This is a genomic window from Lysinibacillus sp. IITD104, assembly GCF_036698265.2.
Taxonomy (GTDB): Bacteria; Bacillota; Bacilli; order Bacillales_A; family Planococcaceae; genus Lysinibacillus; species Lysinibacillus boronitolerans.
Map to the genome: position 1 here is coordinate 1,540,126 of NZ_JBAHYH020000001.1, position 20,904 is coordinate 1,561,029.

Here is a 20,904-nt window from a genome sequence, read left to right on the forward strand (position 1 = left end):
CTCTTTTGATTATTTTTAATAGAGTTGATAAAAGAAGGGAAGTAACAGTACATGAAAATTGCAGTAATTGGCGCAATGGAAGAGGAAGTGGAGCTTCTAAGAGCAGCATTAGACGATGCACACAGCACAACGATTGCAGGTAGTGAGTATACAACAGGAACTTTTGAAGGCAAGGAAGTCGTATTATTAAAAAGCGGTATTGGTAAAGTAAATGCTGCTATGTCTACGACAATTCTTTTACATGAGTTTAAACCAGATGTTGTCATTAATACAGGCTCTGCAGGTGGATATGATGAAGCTCTTGAGGTAGGCGCTGTCGTTATTTCTGATGAAGTTCGTCACCACGATGTGGATGTCACAATCTTTGGCTATGAAATTGGACAAATGGCTGGTATGCCAGCAGCATATAAATCAGATGAGAAATTGATGAAGGTAGCTGAGGAGGCTGTAAAGGCAGTTGGAGAGCACCAGTATGGCGTTGGTTTAATTTGCTCTGGGGATGCTTTTATGAATGATCCTGAACGTGTAGAGGCTGTTCGTCGCCATTTCCCTCAAATGAAAGCTGTAGAGATGGAAGCGGCTGCAGTTGCACAAGTTTGTTATCAATTTGCTACACCTTTTGTAGTCATTCGTGCATTATCAGATATTGCAGGTAAAGAATCGAATATTAGCTTTGATGAATTTTTACCAGTTGCTGCAAAACATTCGACACAAGTCGTATTAAAAGCAATTTCCTCACTATAAACTACACAGAATGGTCAAAATGTGTGGTTTATTCTGTGAGAAAAATCACAGTTGATACAAAAAACAAATGCTACACTGACATTAATAAATCTCTTCATAATAGAATGGGAGGCATTCATGATGTTATTTTTAACAGCAGGTGTAGTGATTATTACAACTTTAATAGGTACGTTGATTTCAGCAGAACTCTCTGAATCAGCACACTAGTATGACGGGAAAGCTCCTTTGCGACATAGTCATGTCGCAGGGGAGCTTTTTATATGCCATGAAATAGGCATATTCTTCCGTCATTGAAGGATTGAATTTTTTTCATAACCATTTTACAATATATTATTCAATAGTTTTTTGGTCTCGTTTATATAGTTGATAGAGTTTAATAAGTGCCCGTTTTTCAATGCGAGATACATAGCTACGTGAAATATTTAAGCGTGCTGCAATTTCCTTTTGCGTAAGTGCATCCTGTTGATTTAATCCATAACGGAGTGTCACAATTTCGAGCTCACGTTCATCGAGCATATGCAAATAGTGGTATAGTTGTGCTACATGCTCTTTATGCTCTAGCTTCTCTGTGGCACTTTCTTCATCACACTGAAGTAAATCGCGAATTTGCAGTGCGTTCCCATCTTTATCAGTTCCAATCGGCTCAAATAGCGAAACGTCTTTTTGCACTTTCTTTTGGGTGCGTAGATGCATTAAAATCTCATTTTCAATGCAACGAGCTGCATATGTGGCAAGTCTAGTTTTTTTATCAGGGGTATAGCTCTCAACGGCTTTCATTAGTCCAATTGTTCCAATAGAAATATAATCATCGAGTTGCTCATGTTTTGGATGGAATTTTTTAACGACATGTGCGACAAGCCTCATATTACGTTCTATTAGATCAAGACGCGCCTGCTCATCGCCACCTAAAAATCGTTCAATACAAGCAGCTTCCTCTTCTTTTGAAAAGGGTTTATGGAATGTTTGCCCCTTTAAATAGCCAAGCAACGCAGGGATTTCAAGCCATAACTGCAACATCGATGTAAAAATTCCGCTCATTGAATGATTTCATCCTTTCCCCATTTTTCGACAGTATATGTTTAAAAGCCGTGGGAAATGAAAAAAGTGCAACAGCAAATGTGCTGTTACACTTTTTTTAACGTAAATGTACTAATCATGAGAAAAGCTAAAATGGGGAAAAGGAAAAGATAAAATGCCGGATGGAACGTATAAGCTGCGAAATACGTTAAAGTTAAGAACGTACCTGCGGCTGTAATTGGTAAACCTGTGAAATAACCGTTCGCTTCGCTAATATTGAAGCGAGCTAAACGCATCGCGCCACAGACGATAAATAATACGGCCATCATCATGCCGACAAAACCAAAATCAACTAGAACAACTTCATACATTAATAATGCAGGCGCCACGCCAAATGATATAATATCACTCATAGAATCTAATTGTTTACCTAATTCAGACACTTGTCCGAGCGCTCTCGCTACCTTACCATCGTAGCGATCAAGAAGAGCTGCTATAAAGATAAACAAGACACTATAGCTATAGTATTCATGTAGAGTGGCCATAATAGCCGCGCCTCCAAAGGACATATTACTAATTGTTATGAAGTTAGCTGCGTGCGATTTCATTTTCTTAACCGTGGTATCCACCAACTTGTGATAAAAAAACAAGGGGGATCACTCCTTTGCACTTAAGATATTGTACCATTATACTTCGAATGCGAAAAAATTGACAGTCTAAATTAATGGATAGGGGTTTTACTGTATGAAAGAAAAACTATATCAACGCTTGATAGAACTAACGAATGGAAAGCAATCTTCCAATCTTTTGCAAGCAATTGCAAAAGCGAAGTGGAGTAAACGTATAATTCCAAGCTACATGAAGTTATACGATATTAACCTTGAAGAAGTTTCAAAAAAACAACAACAATTTTCGTGTTTACATGATTTTTTTACAAGAGAACTTATTGAAGAGGCTCGACCTATTGAAAAAAATCCAACTGTATATGCAAGCCCTGTGGATGCTAAAATAGAATCCTTTGGTCGTATTGAATGGGATATGACATTTCTTGTGAAGGGTAAGCCTTATGCATTACAAGATTTACTCGGCAATACAGAACGAGCTGCACAATATGCAGACGGACATTTTATCGTTTTTTATTTAAGTCCGGCTGATTATCATCGTATCCATAGCCCGATAGATGGAGAAGTTTTACGCCAATATACACTTGGTCAGAAATCTTATCCTGTGAATCAGCTAGGTCTTACATACGGTAAAAAACCAATTTCTCATAATTATCGTTTAGTGACTGAGCTGAAAGCAGCTAATAATCAGCATGTTGCCTTTATTAAAGTGGGTGCGACCTTTGTGAATTCAATTGTACTCACAAATACAACAACGAAATGGCGTAAGGGGCAGGAAGTTGGTTATTTCTCATTTGGTTCCACTGTTGTGATGCTATTTGAAAAAGATACCATTAAATTTACGGATAATGTTGTAAAAGGAAGCCCAATTCGAATGGGTGAAGCCTTTGCAAATATGCTATAATGGTCGAATAATACGTTAAGATTAGGGGTCGCTATTTTGTATAATTTTTTATTACCGAACGAATTTGTGACGAATATTTTTGAAATTACGCCAGAAAAGTTACAGGAATTAGGGATTAGAGGAATCATTACGGATTTAGATAATACGCTTGTTGAATGGGATCGTCCAGATGCAACAGAAGAGCTAATCATTTGGTTGCGCATTATGAAAGAATCAGGTATTCGTGTTATTATTGCGTCAAATAACAAGGAAGCTCGTGTAAAGCATTTTGCTGAACCATTAGGTATCCCTTATATTCACAAGGCGAAAAAGCCACTTCGTAATGCTTTTTATAATGCGCTGATTCAACTAGGCCTGCGTCCAAATGAAGTAGTAATGGTAGGAGATCAACTCCTTACGGATGTAATGGGAGCAAACCGCTTAGGCTTACACACGGTGCTCGTGAAGCCTGTTGCACAATCAGACGGGCTTGTAACAAAATTGAATCGTTTCATTGAACGTCGCGTATTTAATGATTTGAAACGAAAAGGAATTATAACTTGGGAGGAACAAGAATGATTGAAATGCCAAATTGTATTGGCTGTGGTACAACAATTCAAACAGAAGATAAAACAGCAGTTGGGTATGCACCCCCATCATCATTAGAAAAGGATGTAGTCATTTGCCAGCGTTGCTTCCGTTTGAAAAATTACAATGAAATTCAACCAGTATCATTAACAGATGACGATTTTTTACGTATTTTAAATGGTCTTGGCACACAGCAAGGCTTAATCGTAAAAATTGTTGATATATTTGATTTTAATGGCAGTTGGCTACCAGGGCTTCACCGTTTTGTAGGAAAAAATCCTGTCCTATTGATTGCGAACAAAGCAGATTTATTACCAAAGTCAGTGAAACCGAAAAAAGTTATTAACTGGCTGAAACGAGAAGCAAAGGCTCTTGGGCTACAGCCTGTCGATGTCCTACTAGTCAGTGCCCATAAAGGCAAAGGGATGGCAGAAGCAATGGAAGCCATCGATGAGTATCGTAAAGGACAAAATGTATATGTTGTTGGCTGTACAAATGTTGGGAAATCCACGTTCATTAACAGGATTATTAAGCAGGCAACAGGTGAGGGTGAAGTGATTACAACCTCGCACTTCCCAGGTACGACTTTAGACATGATTGATATTCCATTGGATGATGGTAGTGCATTATATGATACGCCAGGTATTATTAATCATCATCAAATGGCACATCACATTGATTCCAGTGAATTAAAATATATTATGCCGAAAAAAGAAATTAAGCCGAAAGTCTACCAACAAAATGCTGGGCAAACCTTATTTATTGGTGCATTGGCAAGATTTGATTTTATTCAGGGAGACCGTTCTGCCTTTACAATCCATGTGGCAAATGATTTACCAATTCATCGTACAAAGCTTGAGAAGGCAGATGCGTTATATGAAGAGCATAAGGGGGAATTATTGGCGCCACCAACTGCGGACTTTATCGACCAGTTGCCACCATTGGTTCGTCATGAATTTTCCATCAAAGAAGCGAAAACAGATGTTGTATTTTCTGGGCTAGGCTGGATTACCGTTCAGCATGCGAATGTAGTAGTAGCAGCTTACGCACCAAAAGGTGTACAAGTTTCAATTCGTCCTTCGCTAATCTAAATGGAGGACATAGTAGAGAGAGGGACTAGAACATGAAGAAGTGGTTTGCAGTTATGGGTGATCCAATTGAACATTCAAAATCACCTGCCATGCACAATGCTTGGTTCGAGGACATGTCAATTGATGCGACATATATTCCTTTACATGTAAAGCCTAATCAATTAGAGTCAGCTGTTGCTGGCTTGAAGACGTTAGGGGCAAGTGGCTGGAACGTGACAATTCCTCATAAAACAGCAATCATTCCATATCTAGACGAGCTAGATGAGCTGGCACAAAAAATGGGCGCAGTGAATACCGTCGTACGAACAACAGAAGGAAAGCTGAAAGGCTATAATACAGATGGTATTGGATTTGTTCGATCACTCGAAGAAGCCGTTGGGGTATCTCATAAAGACAAGCCTGTATTACTTGTTGGTGCTGGTGGAGCAGCTCGTGGCATTGCCTTTGCTATGCAGCAACAAGGCTATTGTCATGTAACCATTGCCAATCGTACGGTGATGAATGCACAAAAGATTATTGATGAAATGGGTATGGGACATGCCATTTCTTTACAACAAGCGGAAGAGACGCTAGCTGATTTCAGCATTATTGTGCAAATGACATCAGCTGGCCTTTCCACGGGCAATTTTTCAATGCCATTTTCATTAGATCGGCTGATGAAAGGAGCAATTGTTGCGGATATTGTGTATAATCCATTAATGACGCCTTTTTTACAAGCGGCTGAAGAAAAAGGAGCAACGATTGTTACTGGCTTAGGAATGTTTGTCCATCAAGGAGCCATCGCTTTTGAACACTGGTTAGGAAACTATCCAAATACAAATTCAATGATTGCGCAACTGAAGGCGCAATTAGGAGGAAACTAATTTTTATGTTAACAGGTAAACAGAAACGTTTTTTACGTGCAGAAGCACACCATTTAACACCTATTTTCCAAGTAGGAAAAGGTGGCGTTAATGATGAAATGACAAAGCAAATTCGTGAGGCATTAGAAGTACGTGAATTGATAAAAGTACGTATTTTAGATAACTGTGAAGAAGATAAACATGAAGTCGCTGAAGCATTAGCAACAGGCGCTCATGCGGAGCTTGTCCAATTAATCGGTCTGACAGTTGTTTTATATAAAGAGTCCCGCAATCATAAAAAGATTGTATTACCAAAAGTAGCGAAATAAGGTGAGACGATGAAAAGGGTCGGTTTACTAGGAGGTACATTTAACCCACCACATATGGGTCATCTTTTGATAGCAAATGAAGTATTTCATGCGCTAGAACTTGATGAAATCCGCTTTATGCCTAATGCCATCCCACCACATAAGCATGCACGTTTTGATGCTAGTAGTGTTGAACGGCTTGAAATGGTAAAACGTGCGATTCGCCCATTTCCTTATTTTTCAGTAGAGTCGTATGAGCTGGAGAAGGGTGGCGTATCCTATTCCTATGAGACACTTTCTGCATTGTGTAGAAGAGAGCCGAATGTGAAATTTTACTTTATCATCGGTGGCGATATGATTGATTCGCTACATACATGGCATTGTATAGATGATTTAGTGAAGCTTGTTCAGTTTGTCGGAGTAAAGCGTCCAGGGACAGCCGCGGCAACAGAGTACCCTATAAGTATGGTGGAAATACCCCAAATCGATTTATCGTCCACACTGATTCGTGAACGCCTGGCTACAGGAGGAACGGTGACATTTCTACTACCAGAAGCGGTAGAGACGTTCATACGAGAGGAAGGTCTTTATGGAACGCGAACAGTATTTAGCGGCGATTAAGCCAAGAATGCCTGAAAAACGTTTTATTCATACAGTCGGAGTGATGGAAACGGCCATCAACCTAGCTCAAAAGTATGGCGAGGACGTAAAAAAAGCTGAAACAGCAGCTATCCTCCATGATATTGCTAAATATGCTGATATTGAGTGGATGGAGAATATCGTTCGTGATGAAAATTTAGATGAAAGACTCATTGGATGGGGTAGTGAATTACTACATGGTCCAGTAGGTGCATATATAGCACAAAGTGAGTTTGGCATCACAGACGAAGAGCTGTTGAATGCTATTCGTTTCCATACTACTGGGCGTGCTAGTATGAGCCGTTTAGAAAAAATTATTTTTGTCGCAGATATGATTGAACCGAACCGTCGATTTGATGGTGTGGAGCGTCTGCGCAAAAAAGCACAAAAAAATTTGGATAAGGCGATGAGTGCATGTGTACGCCATACTTTGGCATTTTTAATTGACACCAAGCAGCCAATTTATCCTTTATCAATAGAATGTTATAACGATATGATGAACAGAGAGGATAGTGAAGGATGACTTCAACTTTATTACAAGCAGCGTACAAAGCAATTGACGACAAACATGGTGAGGATATTGTCGTTTTAAATATGCAAGGAATTTCCCTTTTAGCAGATTATTTTATCATTGCTCATGGTAACTCAGATCGCCAAGTGCAAGCCATTGCACGTGAATTACAGGATGTAGCTGAGCAACAAGGCTATGAAATTCGCCGTGTCGAAGGATTCGATGGAGCACGTTGGGTACTAGTTGACCTAGGCGATGTTGTGGCACATGTATTCCATAAGGATGAGCGTGCTTATTATAATTTAGAGCGTCTTTGGGGCGATGCACCGCAACTAGACATGCCAGAGGCCTAAGTGAGTTACGAACGCTTTGCTCATGTCTATGATGAGCTGCAAACGGATATTCCTTACAATCTTTATATAGATTGGGTTGTACAGCATGCACCGAGCAGCCAATACCCAAAACTTTTAGATATTGGTTGTGGCACTGGTGTACTTAGCTTGTTATTTGCAAAGTCTGGCTATCAAGTCAGTGGAATTGATTTATCAGAAGAGATGCTGTCCATTGCAGCAGAACGCTTTGCTGGTGCAGGCTATCATGCCCCATTATACTGTATGTCTATGGTCGAACTAGATGGCTTTGAGGAAATCGATGTTGTCACAATCACAATTGATTCCTTGAATTATGTGATAGAGGAGCATTCTGTTTATACGACATTAGAACGTATCTATTCGGCGTTGCGTGATGGAGGACAGCTGTTTTTTGATGTTCACTCTTTATTTAAAATGAATGAGATTTTTTTAGATGGTCCGTTCACATATGATGATGGTGATATTAGTTATGTATGGCATACGGAGCCTGCCGACTTCGAGCATTCGGTTATTCATCAAATGACCTTTTATGTACGAGATGACGCAAGTGCATTATATGAACGCTTTGATGAGGAGCACGTGCAACGTACTTTCACTATCGAGCAGTATATGACTTGGTTACGTGCTATCGGTTTTAGTTATGTGGAAATCACAGCAGACTTTTCGGATGAGGCACCTGATGATGAAAGTGAACGCATTTTTATTCGTGCGGTGAAATAAAGAAAAGAGAGCTACACTGTGTAAGAGGCAGTGTGGCTTTTTTGATGGATAGAAACGCTAAAGTAGCGGATAGAACACTTGTACAGGCGGATAGAACACTTGTACAGGCGGATAGAAACGCTAAAGTAGCGGATAGAACACTTGTACAGGCGGATAGAAACGCTAAAGTAGCGGATAGAACACTTGTACAGGCGGATAGAAACGCTAAAGTAAGTGGATAGCTCTCTTCAACAGGTAATTGAAACTCTGATGTTTTTTTATCATTTTCAACAACCCATCCATAGTGTAAGATATATGTAACTCCATATGATGATCTTTCATAAGGAAAGGATGGTACTGTGCTACAATCTTTATGGCAAAAGTACAAAAAAAGTATGTTATTCCCCAGCATACTAGTCGTCAGTGGACTTTGTTACTTCTATTTTTCGAGTTCTGACTCTTCACCTCCCCAAGAAGAGCTCATCGAAACAATCCAACCTATTGAAGAAAAAAATTTGAGTGAATCTGCTGAGGAAGCGGTTATGCAGCAGGTATTTGTGGAAATAAAGGGTGCTGTAATGTATCCAGGCGTTTATGAGCTTCAGCAAGACCAACGTATAAAAGATGTTGTACAGCTCGCTGGTGGCTATACAGAGAATGCTGACACACAATTTATCAATCATGCCCAAAAGGTACAGGATGAAATGGTGATCTATATTCCTATCAAAGGCGAACAGCTAGAGGAAGGAGCCCCTTCTCTGTTAACGCTACCTACTGAAAGTAATAATAAAGAGCAAAAGATTAATATCAATAAAGCTGATGAAGCAATGTTAGCAACATTGCCAGGAATCGGTCCTTCCAAAGCTCAAAGTATCCTGACGTATCGAGAGGAAAATGGGCAGTTTCAAACCATAGAAGACTTAAAAAATGTTAGTGGTATTGGTGATAAAACATTTGAGAAGCTAAAGGATGCGATTACCGTAAAGTAATACCTTAACACGATGGTATATTGACGCCCCTTTTCTAAAAGGGCTACACTATAGTAGAAAAGCAAGAGAAAGTTAATTTGTTAGATAATTTTTGGAGGTAGTCATATGGAGCGAATTACTTGGGATCAATTTTTTATGGCACAAAGCCATTTACTCGCATTACGCAGTACATGTACAAGACTAGCTGTAGGAGCAACTGTTGTGCGGGATAAACGTATTATTGCAGGTGGTTATAACGGTTCCATCACTGGGGACGAGCATTGTATCGAAAAAGGGTGCTATGTGGTTGATAATCATTGCGTGCGTACCGTGCATGCTGAAATGAATGCCTTACTGCAATGTGCTAAATATGGAACACCGACAAAAGGTGCTGATTTGTATGTAACACATTTCCCATGTTTACCATGTACAAAATCTATCATTCAAGCTGGCATAGAACGTGTGTATTACGCAACGGATTATAAAAATAATCCATATGCACAGGAGTTATTTGCAAAAGCTGGAGTGGAAGTTGTTCATGTACCCTTTGATGAACGTAAAATCGATTTTTTACGAGATGACAAGCTAGCTTTGTATACAGAAATGCTGCACGAGCTTCGCGAGAGTGGGGTATCTGCTGAAAAATTGCTCCCATATGAACAGAAGGTGAGTGCATTATTTGGCATCAAGCTTTAAAGCATAGATGGATTATGATAGCTCTTGCTGTACTGATAGCTACTATTGCGGTATACAAATCAGTATGGCTACTCATTTTTTTACTGCTACTAGCCCTGTGGCTCATCATAAAAGGTGAGTCACGTTTCCTTGCAATTTTTGTACTAACTAGTGGTCTACTAACTTATTTTTTCCTTTCTATCAATCATCTGACGGAACCTTCCCCATTACCGTCAACCTTCCCTATAACTTGGTCAAATGACTATAAAATAAACGGGCAAAAACTCCGTGGGTTTGCGACAACAACAAATGGCGAAAAACTTTACGTGGTTTATACCTTTTCTTCAGAACAAGAGAAAAATTTTTATGAAAATACCTCATTAACAGGAATGACATATTTGGCAAAAGGTGAACTTGTGACCCCCTCACCATCTGCACATGCTTATGCCTTTTCCATGTCAAACTATTTAACAAGCAAAGGAGCAACAGGCGTTGTAGAAATCACGAATTGGCATTATGTAGGAAAACGAACCACCATCTTCACGATTCTTGCCGAGGTAAGACATAATATGAAAAAACATATAGAGAGGACTTTTCCCAAATCGCTTGTAGCAGAGGCTCAAGCACTTCTAATAGGGGTGCAAGATCAGATGGAGGATGAACTGCAGCGTGCCTATCAAAAGCTCGGTATTACCCATTTATTTGCGATTTCTGGGCTCCATGTCGCGCTGATGTCTTGGCTCTTTTTTGAAGGATTACTTAGAATAAGAATTCGCAAGGAAATGGCTACTGTCGTGCTATTGATCCTCTTACCCGTTTATGGAGTCATTGCAGGTGGAGCACCTTCCGTATGGCGTGCTGTTTCTGTAGTAGAGTTGATGCTGCTACTGCGCTTTTTTAAGTGGGTTCTTTCGATGGATGATGCGTTAGCTATTAGCTTTATCGGCTTTGTTTTGCTTGAACCAGGTGTTATTTTCCAAATTGGTTTCCAGCTATCCTATTTAGCAACCGTTAGTCTTATTTATTCTGGTATTATTTTTAAGCAGACAAGAACTTGGCTAGGTCGTTCTTTTTTTATCACGTACGTGTGCCAACTGCTCGTTTACCCACTATTACTCCATCATTTTTATGAATTATCTTTATCCTCGTTTTTTGTCAATATTGTTTTTGTTCCACTGTTTTCCTTTGTTATATTACCATTTAATATTGTAGCCTTTGTGTTATCCTATCTTTCCTTACCACTTGCCAACATCCTATTTGCAGGCTATGAACCACTGCGTAATTGGCTGACCGAAATAATCTTTAATATGCAAGAGCTCCCTTGGCAATTATGGTCACCAGGTAAACCATCTATTTGGCTGAGCTGCATTGCAATGTTAAGTGTTTTAGTAAGCTTCTACTATTTGGAAATAAAACGGTTCAGGAAAGCTATGATGGTCCTTGTCATTCCTGCTATTTTGACTCATTTGGCACCCATGTTGTATAACGAAACAAAGATTACCTTCTTAAATGTAGGACAAGGAGATAGTATCGTCATTGAATTGCCATTTAGACGGGCTGTTTATGTTATAGACGCAGGTGGAGTATTGCGCTTTGAGCAGGAATCATGGAAGAAAGCAGATAGTCCTTATGAGGTAGGGAAGCAAGTTGTCGTGCCATTTTTAAAAGGCAAGGGTATACGAACTATCGATATTTTTATTGCTTCGCATGCGGACGCAGATCATATTGAGGGAGCAGAGGAAGTATTACAAGAAATAAACATAAAGGAAATCCATGTTACACCTGGCTCATTGAATGAGCCTTTAATGCATGATTTATGGCAAGAAGCAACTAAGCGCCATATTCCTATTAAAGAAAAAATGAAGGGGACCTCGTGGCGTGTAGGGGAAACAGATTTTTATTACTTATGGCCTGATGACACCTTTTATGAGGGAAATGATGATTCTCTTGTCCTCTACATGCAGCAAAAGGGGTTTACAGCGTTATTTACAGGGGATCTGGAGCAATATGGCGAACAACAGCTGATCAAGCGTTATGGACCTTTATTGGCCAATCTCACATTGCTGAAGGCGGGGCATCATGGGAGTAAGACATCGAGCTCAGAAGCCTTTGTCGAGCTGCTGCAACCCCAATTAACCGTTTTTAGTGCAGGTCTTCATAATCGTTATGGTCATCCACATGAAGAAGTAGTACAACGTTTTGTCAGTAGACATTTAGTGACATGGACAACAGGGGTGAATGGATCAATCGAAGTACGTATTCGTGATAATCGCTGGTCTGTTAACATAAATGAAAAGAGCCTTGTCCAATGACCAAGGCCCTTTTCCTGCATAAGTCCAATTACTGTGATACAAATTCTACTATAGTTGCAATAATAAACATTAGCGTGAAAACGCCAAATGATACACCGAAGCCAACACCAGAATCGATGGCATCGTTACGTCGACATTGTATGTTTTTTCCTTCAAATGGATTCATTGTTATCCCTCCAATTCTGTTATTTATTATAAGACAACATGGTCATAAAAGCTATATCGAAAAGGTGATTTCCCCGTCTGGCAAGGAATCGACACAATTCGGTCAAAGACACAAAGGACTATGAAATCATGTATACTAATAGTATTGCTAGATGGAGGGGAAATTATGATTTCAACGGTTTGGAATACAATAAAAAAAGGTGAGCTTGCACCAGTATATTTGCTTGTTGGTGAAGAAAGCTATTTTATAGATGAAACCATTAAACGTTTAAAAGAGGCAATGGGTCCAGAAGAAGATCTGGAGATGACTACATTTGATTTAGAAGAAGTACCTGTAGATGCGGTCATGGATGAAGCAGATACCATTCCTTTTTTCTCAGAACGTAAGCTTATTATTGCTAAAAATGCATCGTTTTTAAAGGCAACCGAGAAAGGGAAGGAAAAAATTGATCATGATGTGAAACGATTGGAAACATGGTTGTCGAATCCTTCTGATTTTTCCGTAACGGTTTTTATTGCCCCTTATGAAAAATTGGATGAACGCAAAAAAGTGACTAAAATGATGAAAGAGCATGCACTATTTATACAAGCAGAAACACCAAAAGAGCAGGATTTAGCTGTATGGATTCAAGGCATTGTCAAAGCTCAAGGTAATAGCATTACACAAGATGCTATTGAATTGCTTGTTACGATGGTCGGAGCCAACATGCTACAATTACAGATGGAAATTGACAAGCTAACTCTTTATTTAGGTGATGGTGGCGAAATTACAACTTCTTTAGTGGAGGATTTGGTGGCAAAAACATTAGAGCAAGATGCCTTTAAAATGCTCAATGCCTATTTGGCTAATGACTCTGTCAGAGCCTTGGCCATCTATCATGATTTATTGCGACAAAAACAAGAGCCTATTATGTTAGTAGGCTTGCTAGCATCCAATGTTCGTACCATGTCAAATGTTTTTTATTTATTAAAAAAAGGTTATCACCCACAACAAATCGCTAAAAATCTAAAAATTCATCCATATCGCGTCAAACTTATGATTGAGCAACGACATCGGCCTTCAGAAGAAAATTTGCTACGGGCATTATATCAATTAGCAGAGGTTGATTTACAGCTAAAATCGACTGGTGGGAATCGAGAGCGCTATCTAGAGCTATTTTTATTGCGCCAATTATAGGCAACAAAAGCTGTCCGATAAGGGCAGCTTTTTATGTTCGGTTCTCTATAAAATTAAAAAGATCAGCTACTCCTAATAGAGTATCTGATCCTTTAAACAATTACGCTTTTTTAGCAAGGCGAGACTTTTTACGAGCCGCCGCGTTTTTGTGGATAAGTCCTTTTGAAGCTGCTTTATCTAAAGATTTGAAAGCTGCTTGTAAAAGTTCTTGTTTGTTTTCAGCGTTAGCAGCAACAGCGTTTTCAGCTTTTTTCACTGTAGTACGCATTGCAGATTTAGCTTGAGAATTAGCAATGTTAGCTTTTTCGTTAACTTTTACGCGTTTAATCGCAGATTTAATGTTTGGCATATATTTCACCTCCTAAATTAGGTACGAGATGATATCTTCTCATTGATTTCTTGTGTCAATACAACAAAAATCATTTTAACAAACGCTTGGCTAAATTGCAATAGATAAATGCAAAGAATATTTACTTGACAGTTTGAACAAACTACAGCTTGAGGTGAACTGTATGCAAAATTTTAATTGGCAACGAACAGATTTAATCGATGAATCAGAAGAGGTAGTTGTCCATCAGACCAAAGAGCAAAAAGAAAAGCTTGAACAATCAAGTGGCATTCAAATTGAAGATCGGAATGCTGGTAGGGTAAAAATTACAGATGTTCTAGTAGACGCTGAAGGAGAAAAGCAAATTGGCAAAAAGGAAGGGCAGTATATTACCCTGTCTGTCCCAACGCTAACATTAGAAGATCAAGAAGGCTTTGCACAACTTGAGCAAGAATTGCTAGTAAATTTCAAAAAAATGCATGAGGCACTTTCTTGGCAAGAGGACGATAAAATTTTAATAGTTGGTTTAGGTAATCGCACCATTACACCCGATGCAATAGGTCCCTATTTAATTGACCATTTGCATGGTTTAGATGTCATTGATGAAAAATTTGTCATGTATGCTCCTGGGGTAACAGGACAAACAGGCTACGAAACAGGTGAGTTTGTGGCTGCTATTGCTGAGCGTCTGCAACCGAAATTAATCATTGTAGTAGATGCACTTGCTACAAGAGCGAGTAATCGACTCTGTAAAACCATTCAATTAACTGATACAGGCATCCATCCAGGTTCAGGAGTAGGCAATCAACGGCAAGAAATTTCCTATGAGATGCTTGGCATTCCCGTAACAGCAATAGGGATCCCTACTGTAGTAGATGCACCTGTATTAATTGCGGATGCGGTAGAAACAATGCTACGTTCGATAGCTGCTCGTGTAGCTGAACGCAGTAAACCGTCATCAAAGCTTTCATTATCCTCATGGCAACCAGATATCAACAAGGAACTGGATATGACATTAGTACAACCTATATTTGGAGAATGGGCGACATGGACGAAGGAGGAGCGGCAGCAGCTGTTTGAGGAAACCTTCGCTGGCTCCCACACACAATTGATGGTTACACCAAAAGAAGCAGACTATTGGATTGATCGCTATGCAAAATTAGTGGCTTCTATGCTAATGGATTGGGCAAGTGATTTATAAAAAATTAAGAAGCAAATGCTAAGAGTAGTCCTCCTAAAACACGCCTATTTATGCGTAAAACAAGAAAATTATTTTCGTTCTAATTAACATCCCCCCTCCATACGATATGGGGAGGAGGGTGTGACTTTGCTAAAAAAACTACAATGGTCATTTGGTATATTATTGTTCTTTTTCGTATTACCTGTCATTGCTGGGCAACTTCCGTTCAACAAGCAAGCATCGACTCCGATCAAACAATCAGAAGATAAGCAAGTCGTGTTTGCTGCTACCAATTTAGCTGAACAAAGTGTACTGGAACAAACGAAAGAACCTGAACCAGATCAAGCCCTAGACCCGGATCCATTTAAAGTGTTAGTGTTATTTACTCATACGCATGAAGCATACGAACCGATGGTAAAAGCAGTGAGTGGTAAGGTAGCGACTTCTCATGAAACGGTCAATATTATGAGCCTGAAGGATAAGATTGTGAATCATTTTAATGTAAATGGTTTAAAGACGAATGTTCTTGATGTAGATATTATGAAGAAATTACAAGAAGAGGGTAAAGGCTATCATGAGTCTTATAATGTGATGAGGCCATATTTAAGTAAGCATTTAGAAACAAATAATTATGATTTAATACTTGATTTACATCGTGACTCATTAAAACATGATCTTACAACGATCTCATATAATGGGGAAAACTATGCGAAAATCGCTATTGTCGTTGGTGCAGAGCATGCTAATTACCGCTGGAATACAGCCTATGCTGAAAGTTTATCATCCACACTAAATGCCATCGTTCCAAAAATATCTAAAGGGGTTATTTCTAAAAGTGGTGATGGTGTTGATGGTCGATACAATCAGGATTTAGCAAAGCAAATGATGATTATTGAAATAGGTGGAATTGGTAATACAGAGGAAGAGGTTAATCGTACGATTGCTGTAATTGGTAAGGCTATCTCAAAAGCGTTTGTAAATGATTCAAAAAAATAGACCAATCATATTAAAAAGTGGGACTCTTGTGGGCTCACTTTTTTAATATTGTATGATAATAAAATTTCCAGAAATAATTCTCATTAATTGTCTTTCCATTGCTCCATTCTTGTCTTATAATTTTCAAGTTGGCTCTCGAATTTCATGATAAAACGTTAAATGAAGGCATATGCAAATAAAGCAAACATACTTTTGAAGTATATACCATTTTTGGGAATGCCTTTTTAAGTCTATAGCAAACATACATATGAATTTTTAAAAGACAAAAAGTGATAACGTTTCATTTTTCTCTCAAACTTTTATCGTATTTCAAACGTCAAACATATAAGTGAACAAGCAAAAAATAATAGAGAGGGGATGGTTATCAATTAAAAAGTTCTACGTGACAACAGGTTTTATCTTGATGCAGAAGGGAATACCTTCAAAAAGCGTTACTTCTTGTGGCATTAGATGTAACTAACATCTTCTCTCCAAAGTCTTGGGCGGTTGTCAGAGATCGTGACGGCTTTTAGATTAATTTCTCACTGAACAGCTAGAAAAACCACATTTTACCGAAACGAAATTGAGAGATTATTGAAGGAAGGAATAGTATGTCAGGCAAGTCATTAAATCATCGTTATATTCCTGGACTAGACGGGATTCGAGCATTAGCCGTTTTAGCAGTTATTGCTTATCATTTTAACTTCAGTTGGGCTAGAGGTGGCTTTTTAGGAGTAGATATCTTCTTTGTATTATCAGGCTATTTAATTACCTCTACCATCTTACCTTTAAAGGGCAATCAATTAACAGTCAGCCTAAAGAAATTTTGGGTGGGACGATTTAGAAGGCTACTACCAGCAGCCTACGTTATGATTGTTACATCATTTGTTTGGGCAATGCTCTTTCATAAAGAGCTTCTCCATACTTTGCGAGGGGATGCACTGTCCTCTATTTTTTATTCAAGTAATTGGTGGTTCATTTTTCATAAACTCTCTTATTTTGATAGTTTCGGTTCTCCATCACCTTTAAAAAACCTATGGTCATTAGCTATTGAAGAACAATTTTACTTGATTTGGCCATTACTCTTAATGATTGGACTTTTTGTTGTTAAAAAACAAAGTAAACTAGCAAATATTGTCTTTTGTGGTGCCCTTTGTTCAGCATTCGTAATGGCGGTACTTTATCAGCCAGGTGCTGATCCTAGTCGTGTCTATTATGGAACGGACACACGTTGTTTTGAATTATTAATAGGCTGCTGGCTAGCCCTTGTTTGGCCAATGAAAAGACTATCTTCTCAAAAATTAGCAGCAAACCATGTGAAGAAACTAAATACGATGAGCTTCATTGCACTTACTATTTTTTTAGTAAGCATAGTGTATGTTGATGAATATCAATCCTTTCTTTATAGAGGCGGTATGTTTTTATTTTGCTTAAATGCTGCGGTGTTGATTGCATGTATTTGTCATCCAGTCAGCGTACTAGGAAAAATATTAGCATGGAAGCCATTATGTTGGATAGGCTCTCGTTCCTACGGTATTTATCTATGGCATTATCCTGTCATGGTTTTAGGGACACCCATTCATGAAATTGGTAATGCCCCCTATTGGCGAATCTTCCTGCAGCTTTTACTAATCCTGATGATTGCAGAGCTATCCTATCGCTTCATTGAGATGCCCATCCGGAAAGAAGGATTCCGAGTCTATTGTCAAAAATATCTGATTTGTAATAAAAATAAATGGGGAAGCCTAACTTTCCCACGAAAAATATCAACGGTTATGGTGCCACTTTTTCTGCTTGTATTTTTCACAGGAATGACAGGTGTAGTGGGTGAAAGCCAGCAAAACCCATCTAAAACGTTTCCAACAACGATAAAAATTAATGGCGATGAACCCACAGCCGAGTTGAACGAGCATGACAAACAAGCTGAAGCCTCAACCGACAAGCCCTCTCCAAGCAAGGAAGAGGGAGTAGAAGATGTTCAGGACATAGAAACGCCTAAACAAGAAGAAATTAACACCATTATAGAGCCTGAAAAAGATGATTTTTATCGTGGCATACTAGCCATTGGTGATTCCCTAATGATTGATATTGCACCGAGCTTACATAATATGTATCCGACCATTACAATCGATGGAAAAATAGGTCGTCAAGTTTCACAAGCTGTCAAACTTGCACCAAATTATGCAAGTTTTAATCAACCTAATTATGCAGTCATTCTACAATTGGGGACAAATGGTTTTTTTACCACTGACCAAATGGATGCACTCCTTGGCGCTTTTTCAAATGCTGATATATATTTAGTGAATACACGGGTGCCGCGTTCATGGGAAGCAAAAGTGAATGAAGCTTTACTGCAAAAAGCACAGGAACATGAGCGAATTACACTCATTGACTGGCATGCTGCAGCAATCAATCACCCTGAATACTTCGCCCCTGACGGTGTACATTTAGAGAAAAAAGGGGTAGAAGTTTTAACAAAGCTAATTCAACAATCCTTAAACAAATAAAATGAAAAAAGTCAGTATACACAGTGTTTTCTGCGTAGCTGACTTTTTCTCTATCTTTGGAAGGGGAACTATTTGTACTACCTATATTTATTCTAAAGCTGATTTGTCTGCATTTATATACTTAATACTGTAAAATTTAAAAACGTCATGAAACACTGAAAGTATTGATATTATAGGCTTTCAAGTCTAGTTGCTGTTGTACTTTGCGTTATGTTCATAGTATAATTCATTATAGTTTAATTAGGAGTGGAAAAGATGAACCGAGAAGCACGTTTAAAACGACAAGAGAATATACGAAATTTCTCTATTATTGCACATATTGACCATGGGAAATCAACGCTTGCTGACCGTATTTTAGAGCAAACAAAATCTTTAACTTCCCGTGAAATGAAGGCACAGCTCCTCGACTCAATGGATTTAGAGCGTGAGCGAGGCATTACAATTAAGTTAAATGCAGTTCAATTAAAGTACGAAGCAAAAGACGGCGAAGTGTATACATTCCATTTAATCGACACACCAGGACACGTCGATTTCACATATGAAGTATCACGAAGTTTAGCTGCTTGTGAGGGTGCCATTTTAGTTGTGGACGCAGCACAAGGTATTGAAGCACAAACACTAGCAAATGTTTACTTAGCACTAGACAATGATTTAGAAATTTTACCTGTAATCAATAAAATTGATTTACCTGCAGCTGACCCTGAACGTGTACGTCAAGAAGTAGAAGATGTTATTGGATTAGATGCCTCTGAAGCAGTATTAGCTTCTGCGAAAGCAGGTATTGGTATCGAGGATATTCTAGAGCAAATCGTAGAGAAGGTACCAGCGCCAACTGGTGATCCAGATGCACCACTACAAGCTTTAATTTTTGACTCTGTTTACGATGCCTATAAAGGTGTTATCATTTCGATTCGTGTCATCAATGGTACTGTTAAGCCTGGCGATAAAATTCGCATGATGGCAACAGGTGCGGAATTCGAGGTTATTGAAGTTGGGGTACATACACCAAAAGTTGTGCCACAGGCTGAATTAACAGTGGGTGATGTAGGTTACTTAACCGCATCTATCAAAAATGTAGGTGACACACGGGTAGGGGATACTGTAACCTATGCAAATCGTCCTGCAGCTGAGCCATTAGCTGGTTATCGTCGCTTAAACCCAATGGTCTACTGTGGTTTGTATCCAATCGATACAGCCAAATACAATGATTTACGTGAAGCGTTAGAAAAACTAGAGTTAAATGACTCTGCGCTACAATATGAGCCAGAGACATCGCAAGCACTTGGTTTTGGTTTCCGCTGTGGATTCTTAGGATTACTACATATGGAAATTATTCAGGAGCGTATTGAGCGTGAATTTAATATCGACTTAATTACAACAGCACCTTCCGTAATTTACAATGTTCATATGACAGATGGTACTGAGCTGAAAGTCGATAACCCTTCCTTTATGCCAGACCCGCAAAAAATTGATCGTGTCGAGGAACCATATGTGAAAGCAACAATCATGGTACCAAATGATTATGTGGGAGCGGTAATGGAACTTTGTCAAATGAAGCGTGGTAATTTCATGACGATGGATTATATTGATACATCGCGTGTAAGTATTATTTATGAAATGCCATTATCAGAAATTGTCTATGATTTCTTTGACTATTTAAAATCAAATACAAAGGGCTATGCTTCATTCGACTATGAACTTATTGGTTACCAGCCATCGAAATTAGTGAAAATGGATATTTTATTAAATGGTGAGCAAGTCGATGCCCTAAGCTTTATCGTACACCGTGACTTTGCCTACGATCGAGGCAAAATCATCGTAGAAAAATTAAAAGAATTAATCCCACGCCAACAATTTGAAGTACCAATTCAAGCAGCAGTTGGACAAAAAATCGTGGCGCGTTCAACAATTAAAGCCATCCGTAAAAACGTATTAGCGAAATGTTACGGGGGAGATATTTCCCGTAAACGAAAACTTCTTGATAAACAAAAAGAAGGTAAAAAACGTATGAAACAAGTAGGCTCAGTCGAAGTCCCTCAAGAGGCATTCATGGCTGTGCTGAAGATGGATGATTCGAAGTAATATTGATATAACAGGGTTTATAGGGGTTTAAGCAAATAGTTTTGTATCAGTTGGGTGGAGAATGCCACCGATTTGCTACTGCATTGAAATTGTGCAAGCAATTTAAAAATCTTTAGCGATGGAATCAAAAATATCGGCAGCATCTATCTTCTGTGATAAAAGGACATAGCAGTTTTCAGTAATAGCTGATCTGCTGTGTCCTAATCTTTTTTGAATAGT

Annotated in this window: 23 protein-coding genes; 19 read left to right on the forward strand and 4 right to left on the reverse strand. The window is 38.8% G+C overall.

From position 1 onward, the window contains the following. Nucleotides 1–51 precede the first annotated feature (51 nt). Nucleotides 52–744 carry a 5'-methylthioadenosine/S-adenosylhomocysteine nucleosidase gene (gene mtnN / locus V1L66_RS07755; RefSeq protein WP_016994157.1) on the forward strand — a complete coding sequence of 231 codons (693 nt, stop codon included), beginning with the start codon at nt 52–54 and terminating at the stop codon, nt 742–744. Nucleotides 745–1,074: 330 nt separating this feature from the next. Here mtnN and sigK read toward each other — a convergent pair whose 3' ends face one another. Both sigK and pssA read right to left on the reverse strand, forming a co-directional pair. Continuing rightward, complete coding sequence (gene sigK, locus V1L66_RS07760; protein ID WP_004226867.1) at nt 1,075–1,782, reverse strand: RNA polymerase sporulation sigma factor SigK; 708 nt, start codon at nt 1,780–1,782, stop codon at nt 1,075–1,077. Nucleotides 1,783–1,868: 86 nt separating this feature from the next. Then, nucleotides 1,869–2,369, reverse strand: coding sequence for a CDP-diacylglycerol--serine O-phosphatidyltransferase (gene pssA, locus V1L66_RS07765; RefSeq protein WP_052125329.1), 501 nt, complete (start codon nt 2,367–2,369; stop codon nt 1,869–1,871). A 136-nt stretch (nt 2,370–2,505) separates the two neighbouring features. Between pssA and V1L66_RS07770 the strand changes: the two genes are divergently transcribed. The 13 genes from V1L66_RS07770 (at nt 2,506) to V1L66_RS07830 (ending at nt 12,271) form a co-directional block, all read left to right on the forward strand. Further along, the gene (locus V1L66_RS07770) at nt 2,506–3,288 is read left to right on the forward strand and encodes a phosphatidylserine decarboxylase (RefSeq protein ID WP_333004739.1); all 783 of its coding nucleotides are present in this window, start codon (nt 2,506–2,508) and stop codon (nt 3,286–3,288) included. Nucleotides 3,289–3,324: 36 nt separating this feature from the next. Further along, complete coding sequence (locus V1L66_RS07775) at nt 3,325–3,846, forward strand: YqeG family HAD IIIA-type phosphatase (protein WP_016994153.1); 522 nt, start codon at nt 3,325–3,327, stop codon at nt 3,844–3,846. Continuing rightward, a complete protein-coding gene (yqeH, locus tag V1L66_RS07780; RefSeq protein ID WP_004226877.1) occupies nt 3,843–4,946 on the forward strand; it encodes a ribosome biogenesis GTPase YqeH in 1,104 nt (367 codons plus the stop codon). The genes V1L66_RS07775 and yqeH overlap by 4 nt, the downstream gene beginning before the upstream one ends. A gap of 32 nt (nt 4,947–4,978) precedes the next feature. Then, nucleotides 4,979–5,809, forward strand: coding sequence for a shikimate dehydrogenase (gene aroE, locus V1L66_RS07785; protein ID WP_312126019.1), 831 nt, complete (start codon nt 4,979–4,981; stop codon nt 5,807–5,809). A 5-nt stretch (nt 5,810–5,814) separates the two neighbouring features. Then, nucleotides 5,815–6,117: a ribosome assembly RNA-binding protein YhbY gene (gene yhbY / locus V1L66_RS07790; protein ID WP_016994151.1), complete on the forward strand. Its 303-nt coding sequence runs from the start codon at nt 5,815–5,817 to the stop codon at nt 6,115–6,117. A 9-nt stretch (nt 6,118–6,126) separates the two neighbouring features. After that, the gene (locus V1L66_RS07795; RefSeq protein WP_026023467.1) at nt 6,127–6,717 is read left to right on the forward strand and encodes a nicotinate-nucleotide adenylyltransferase; all 591 of its coding nucleotides are present in this window, start codon (nt 6,127–6,129) and stop codon (nt 6,715–6,717) included. After that, entirely contained in the window at nt 6,686–7,258 is a 573-nt protein-coding gene (yqeK, locus tag V1L66_RS07800; RefSeq protein ID WP_312126016.1) for a bis(5'-nucleosyl)-tetraphosphatase (symmetrical) YqeK, read from the forward strand. The genes V1L66_RS07795 and yqeK overlap by 32 nt, the downstream gene beginning before the upstream one ends. Continuing rightward, the gene (rsfS, locus tag V1L66_RS07805; protein ID WP_004226890.1) at nt 7,255–7,599 is read left to right on the forward strand and encodes a ribosome silencing factor; all 345 of its coding nucleotides are present in this window, start codon (nt 7,255–7,257) and stop codon (nt 7,597–7,599) included. The genes yqeK and rsfS overlap by 4 nt, the downstream gene beginning before the upstream one ends. Beyond that, nucleotides 7,600–8,337: a class I SAM-dependent methyltransferase gene (locus V1L66_RS07810; RefSeq protein ID WP_036076261.1), complete on the forward strand. Its 738-nt coding sequence runs from the start codon at nt 7,600–7,602 to the stop codon at nt 8,335–8,337. 44 nt (nt 8,338–8,381) lie between these two features. After that, nucleotides 8,382–8,558: a hypothetical protein gene (locus tag V1L66_RS07815; protein ID WP_409072218.1), complete on the forward strand. Its 177-nt coding sequence runs from the start codon at nt 8,382–8,384 to the stop codon at nt 8,556–8,558. A gap of 117 nt (nt 8,559–8,675) precedes the next feature. Next, nucleotides 8,676–9,305: a helix-hairpin-helix domain-containing protein gene (locus tag V1L66_RS07820; RefSeq protein ID WP_312126011.1), complete on the forward strand. Its 630-nt coding sequence runs from the start codon at nt 8,676–8,678 to the stop codon at nt 9,303–9,305. 105 nt (nt 9,306–9,410) lie between these two features. Next, nucleotides 9,411–9,980, forward strand: a complete 570-nt coding sequence (locus V1L66_RS07825) for a ComE operon protein 2 (protein ID WP_004226897.1) — start codon at nt 9,411–9,413, stop codon at nt 9,978–9,980. A gap of 14 nt (nt 9,981–9,994) precedes the next feature. Further along, entirely contained in the window at nt 9,995–12,271 is a 2,277-nt protein-coding gene (locus V1L66_RS07830; protein WP_409072219.1) for a DNA internalization-related competence protein ComEC/Rec2, read from the forward strand. A 28-nt stretch (nt 12,272–12,299) separates the two neighbouring features. Here V1L66_RS07830 and V1L66_RS07835 read toward each other — a convergent pair whose 3' ends face one another. Beyond that, complete coding sequence (locus V1L66_RS07835) at nt 12,300–12,437, reverse strand: YqzM family protein (protein WP_004226902.1); 138 nt, start codon at nt 12,435–12,437, stop codon at nt 12,300–12,302. Nucleotides 12,438–12,602: 165 nt separating this feature from the next. Here V1L66_RS07835 and holA point away from each other — a divergent pair, with 165 nt between their 5' ends. Continuing rightward, nucleotides 12,603–13,613, forward strand: a complete 1,011-nt coding sequence (gene holA / locus V1L66_RS07840; protein WP_258859821.1) for a DNA polymerase III subunit delta — start codon at nt 12,603–12,605, stop codon at nt 13,611–13,613. 100 nt (nt 13,614–13,713) lie between these two features. On the opposite strand, the gene rpsT is transcribed toward holA, so the two are convergent. Next, nucleotides 13,714–13,962, reverse strand: a complete 249-nt coding sequence (rpsT, locus tag V1L66_RS07845) for a 30S ribosomal protein S20 (protein ID WP_004226906.1) — start codon at nt 13,960–13,962, stop codon at nt 13,714–13,716. Between the two features lie 163 nt (nt 13,963–14,125). On the opposite strand from rpsT, the gene gpr reads away from it, so the two are divergent. The 4 genes from gpr (at nt 14,126) to lepA (ending at nt 20,685) form a co-directional block, all read left to right on the forward strand. Beyond that, nucleotides 14,126–15,142, forward strand: a complete 1,017-nt coding sequence (gene gpr / locus V1L66_RS07850) for a GPR endopeptidase (RefSeq protein WP_312126005.1) — start codon at nt 14,126–14,128, stop codon at nt 15,140–15,142. 120 nt (nt 15,143–15,262) lie between these two features. Then, on the forward strand, nt 15,263–16,117 hold the full coding sequence (spoIIP, locus tag V1L66_RS07855; protein ID WP_333006926.1) for a stage II sporulation protein P: 855 nt from the start codon (nt 15,263–15,265) through the stop codon (nt 16,115–16,117). Between the two features lie 590 nt (nt 16,118–16,707). Further along, a complete protein-coding gene (locus tag V1L66_RS07860) occupies nt 16,708–18,603 on the forward strand; it encodes an acyltransferase family protein (protein ID WP_333006925.1) in 1,896 nt (631 codons plus the stop codon). 255 nt (nt 18,604–18,858) lie between these two features. Further along, entirely contained in the window at nt 18,859–20,685 is a 1,827-nt protein-coding gene (gene lepA / locus V1L66_RS07865) for a translation elongation factor 4 (RefSeq protein ID WP_004226914.1), read from the forward strand. The last annotated feature ends 219 nt before the right edge of the window (nt 20,686–20,904 follow it).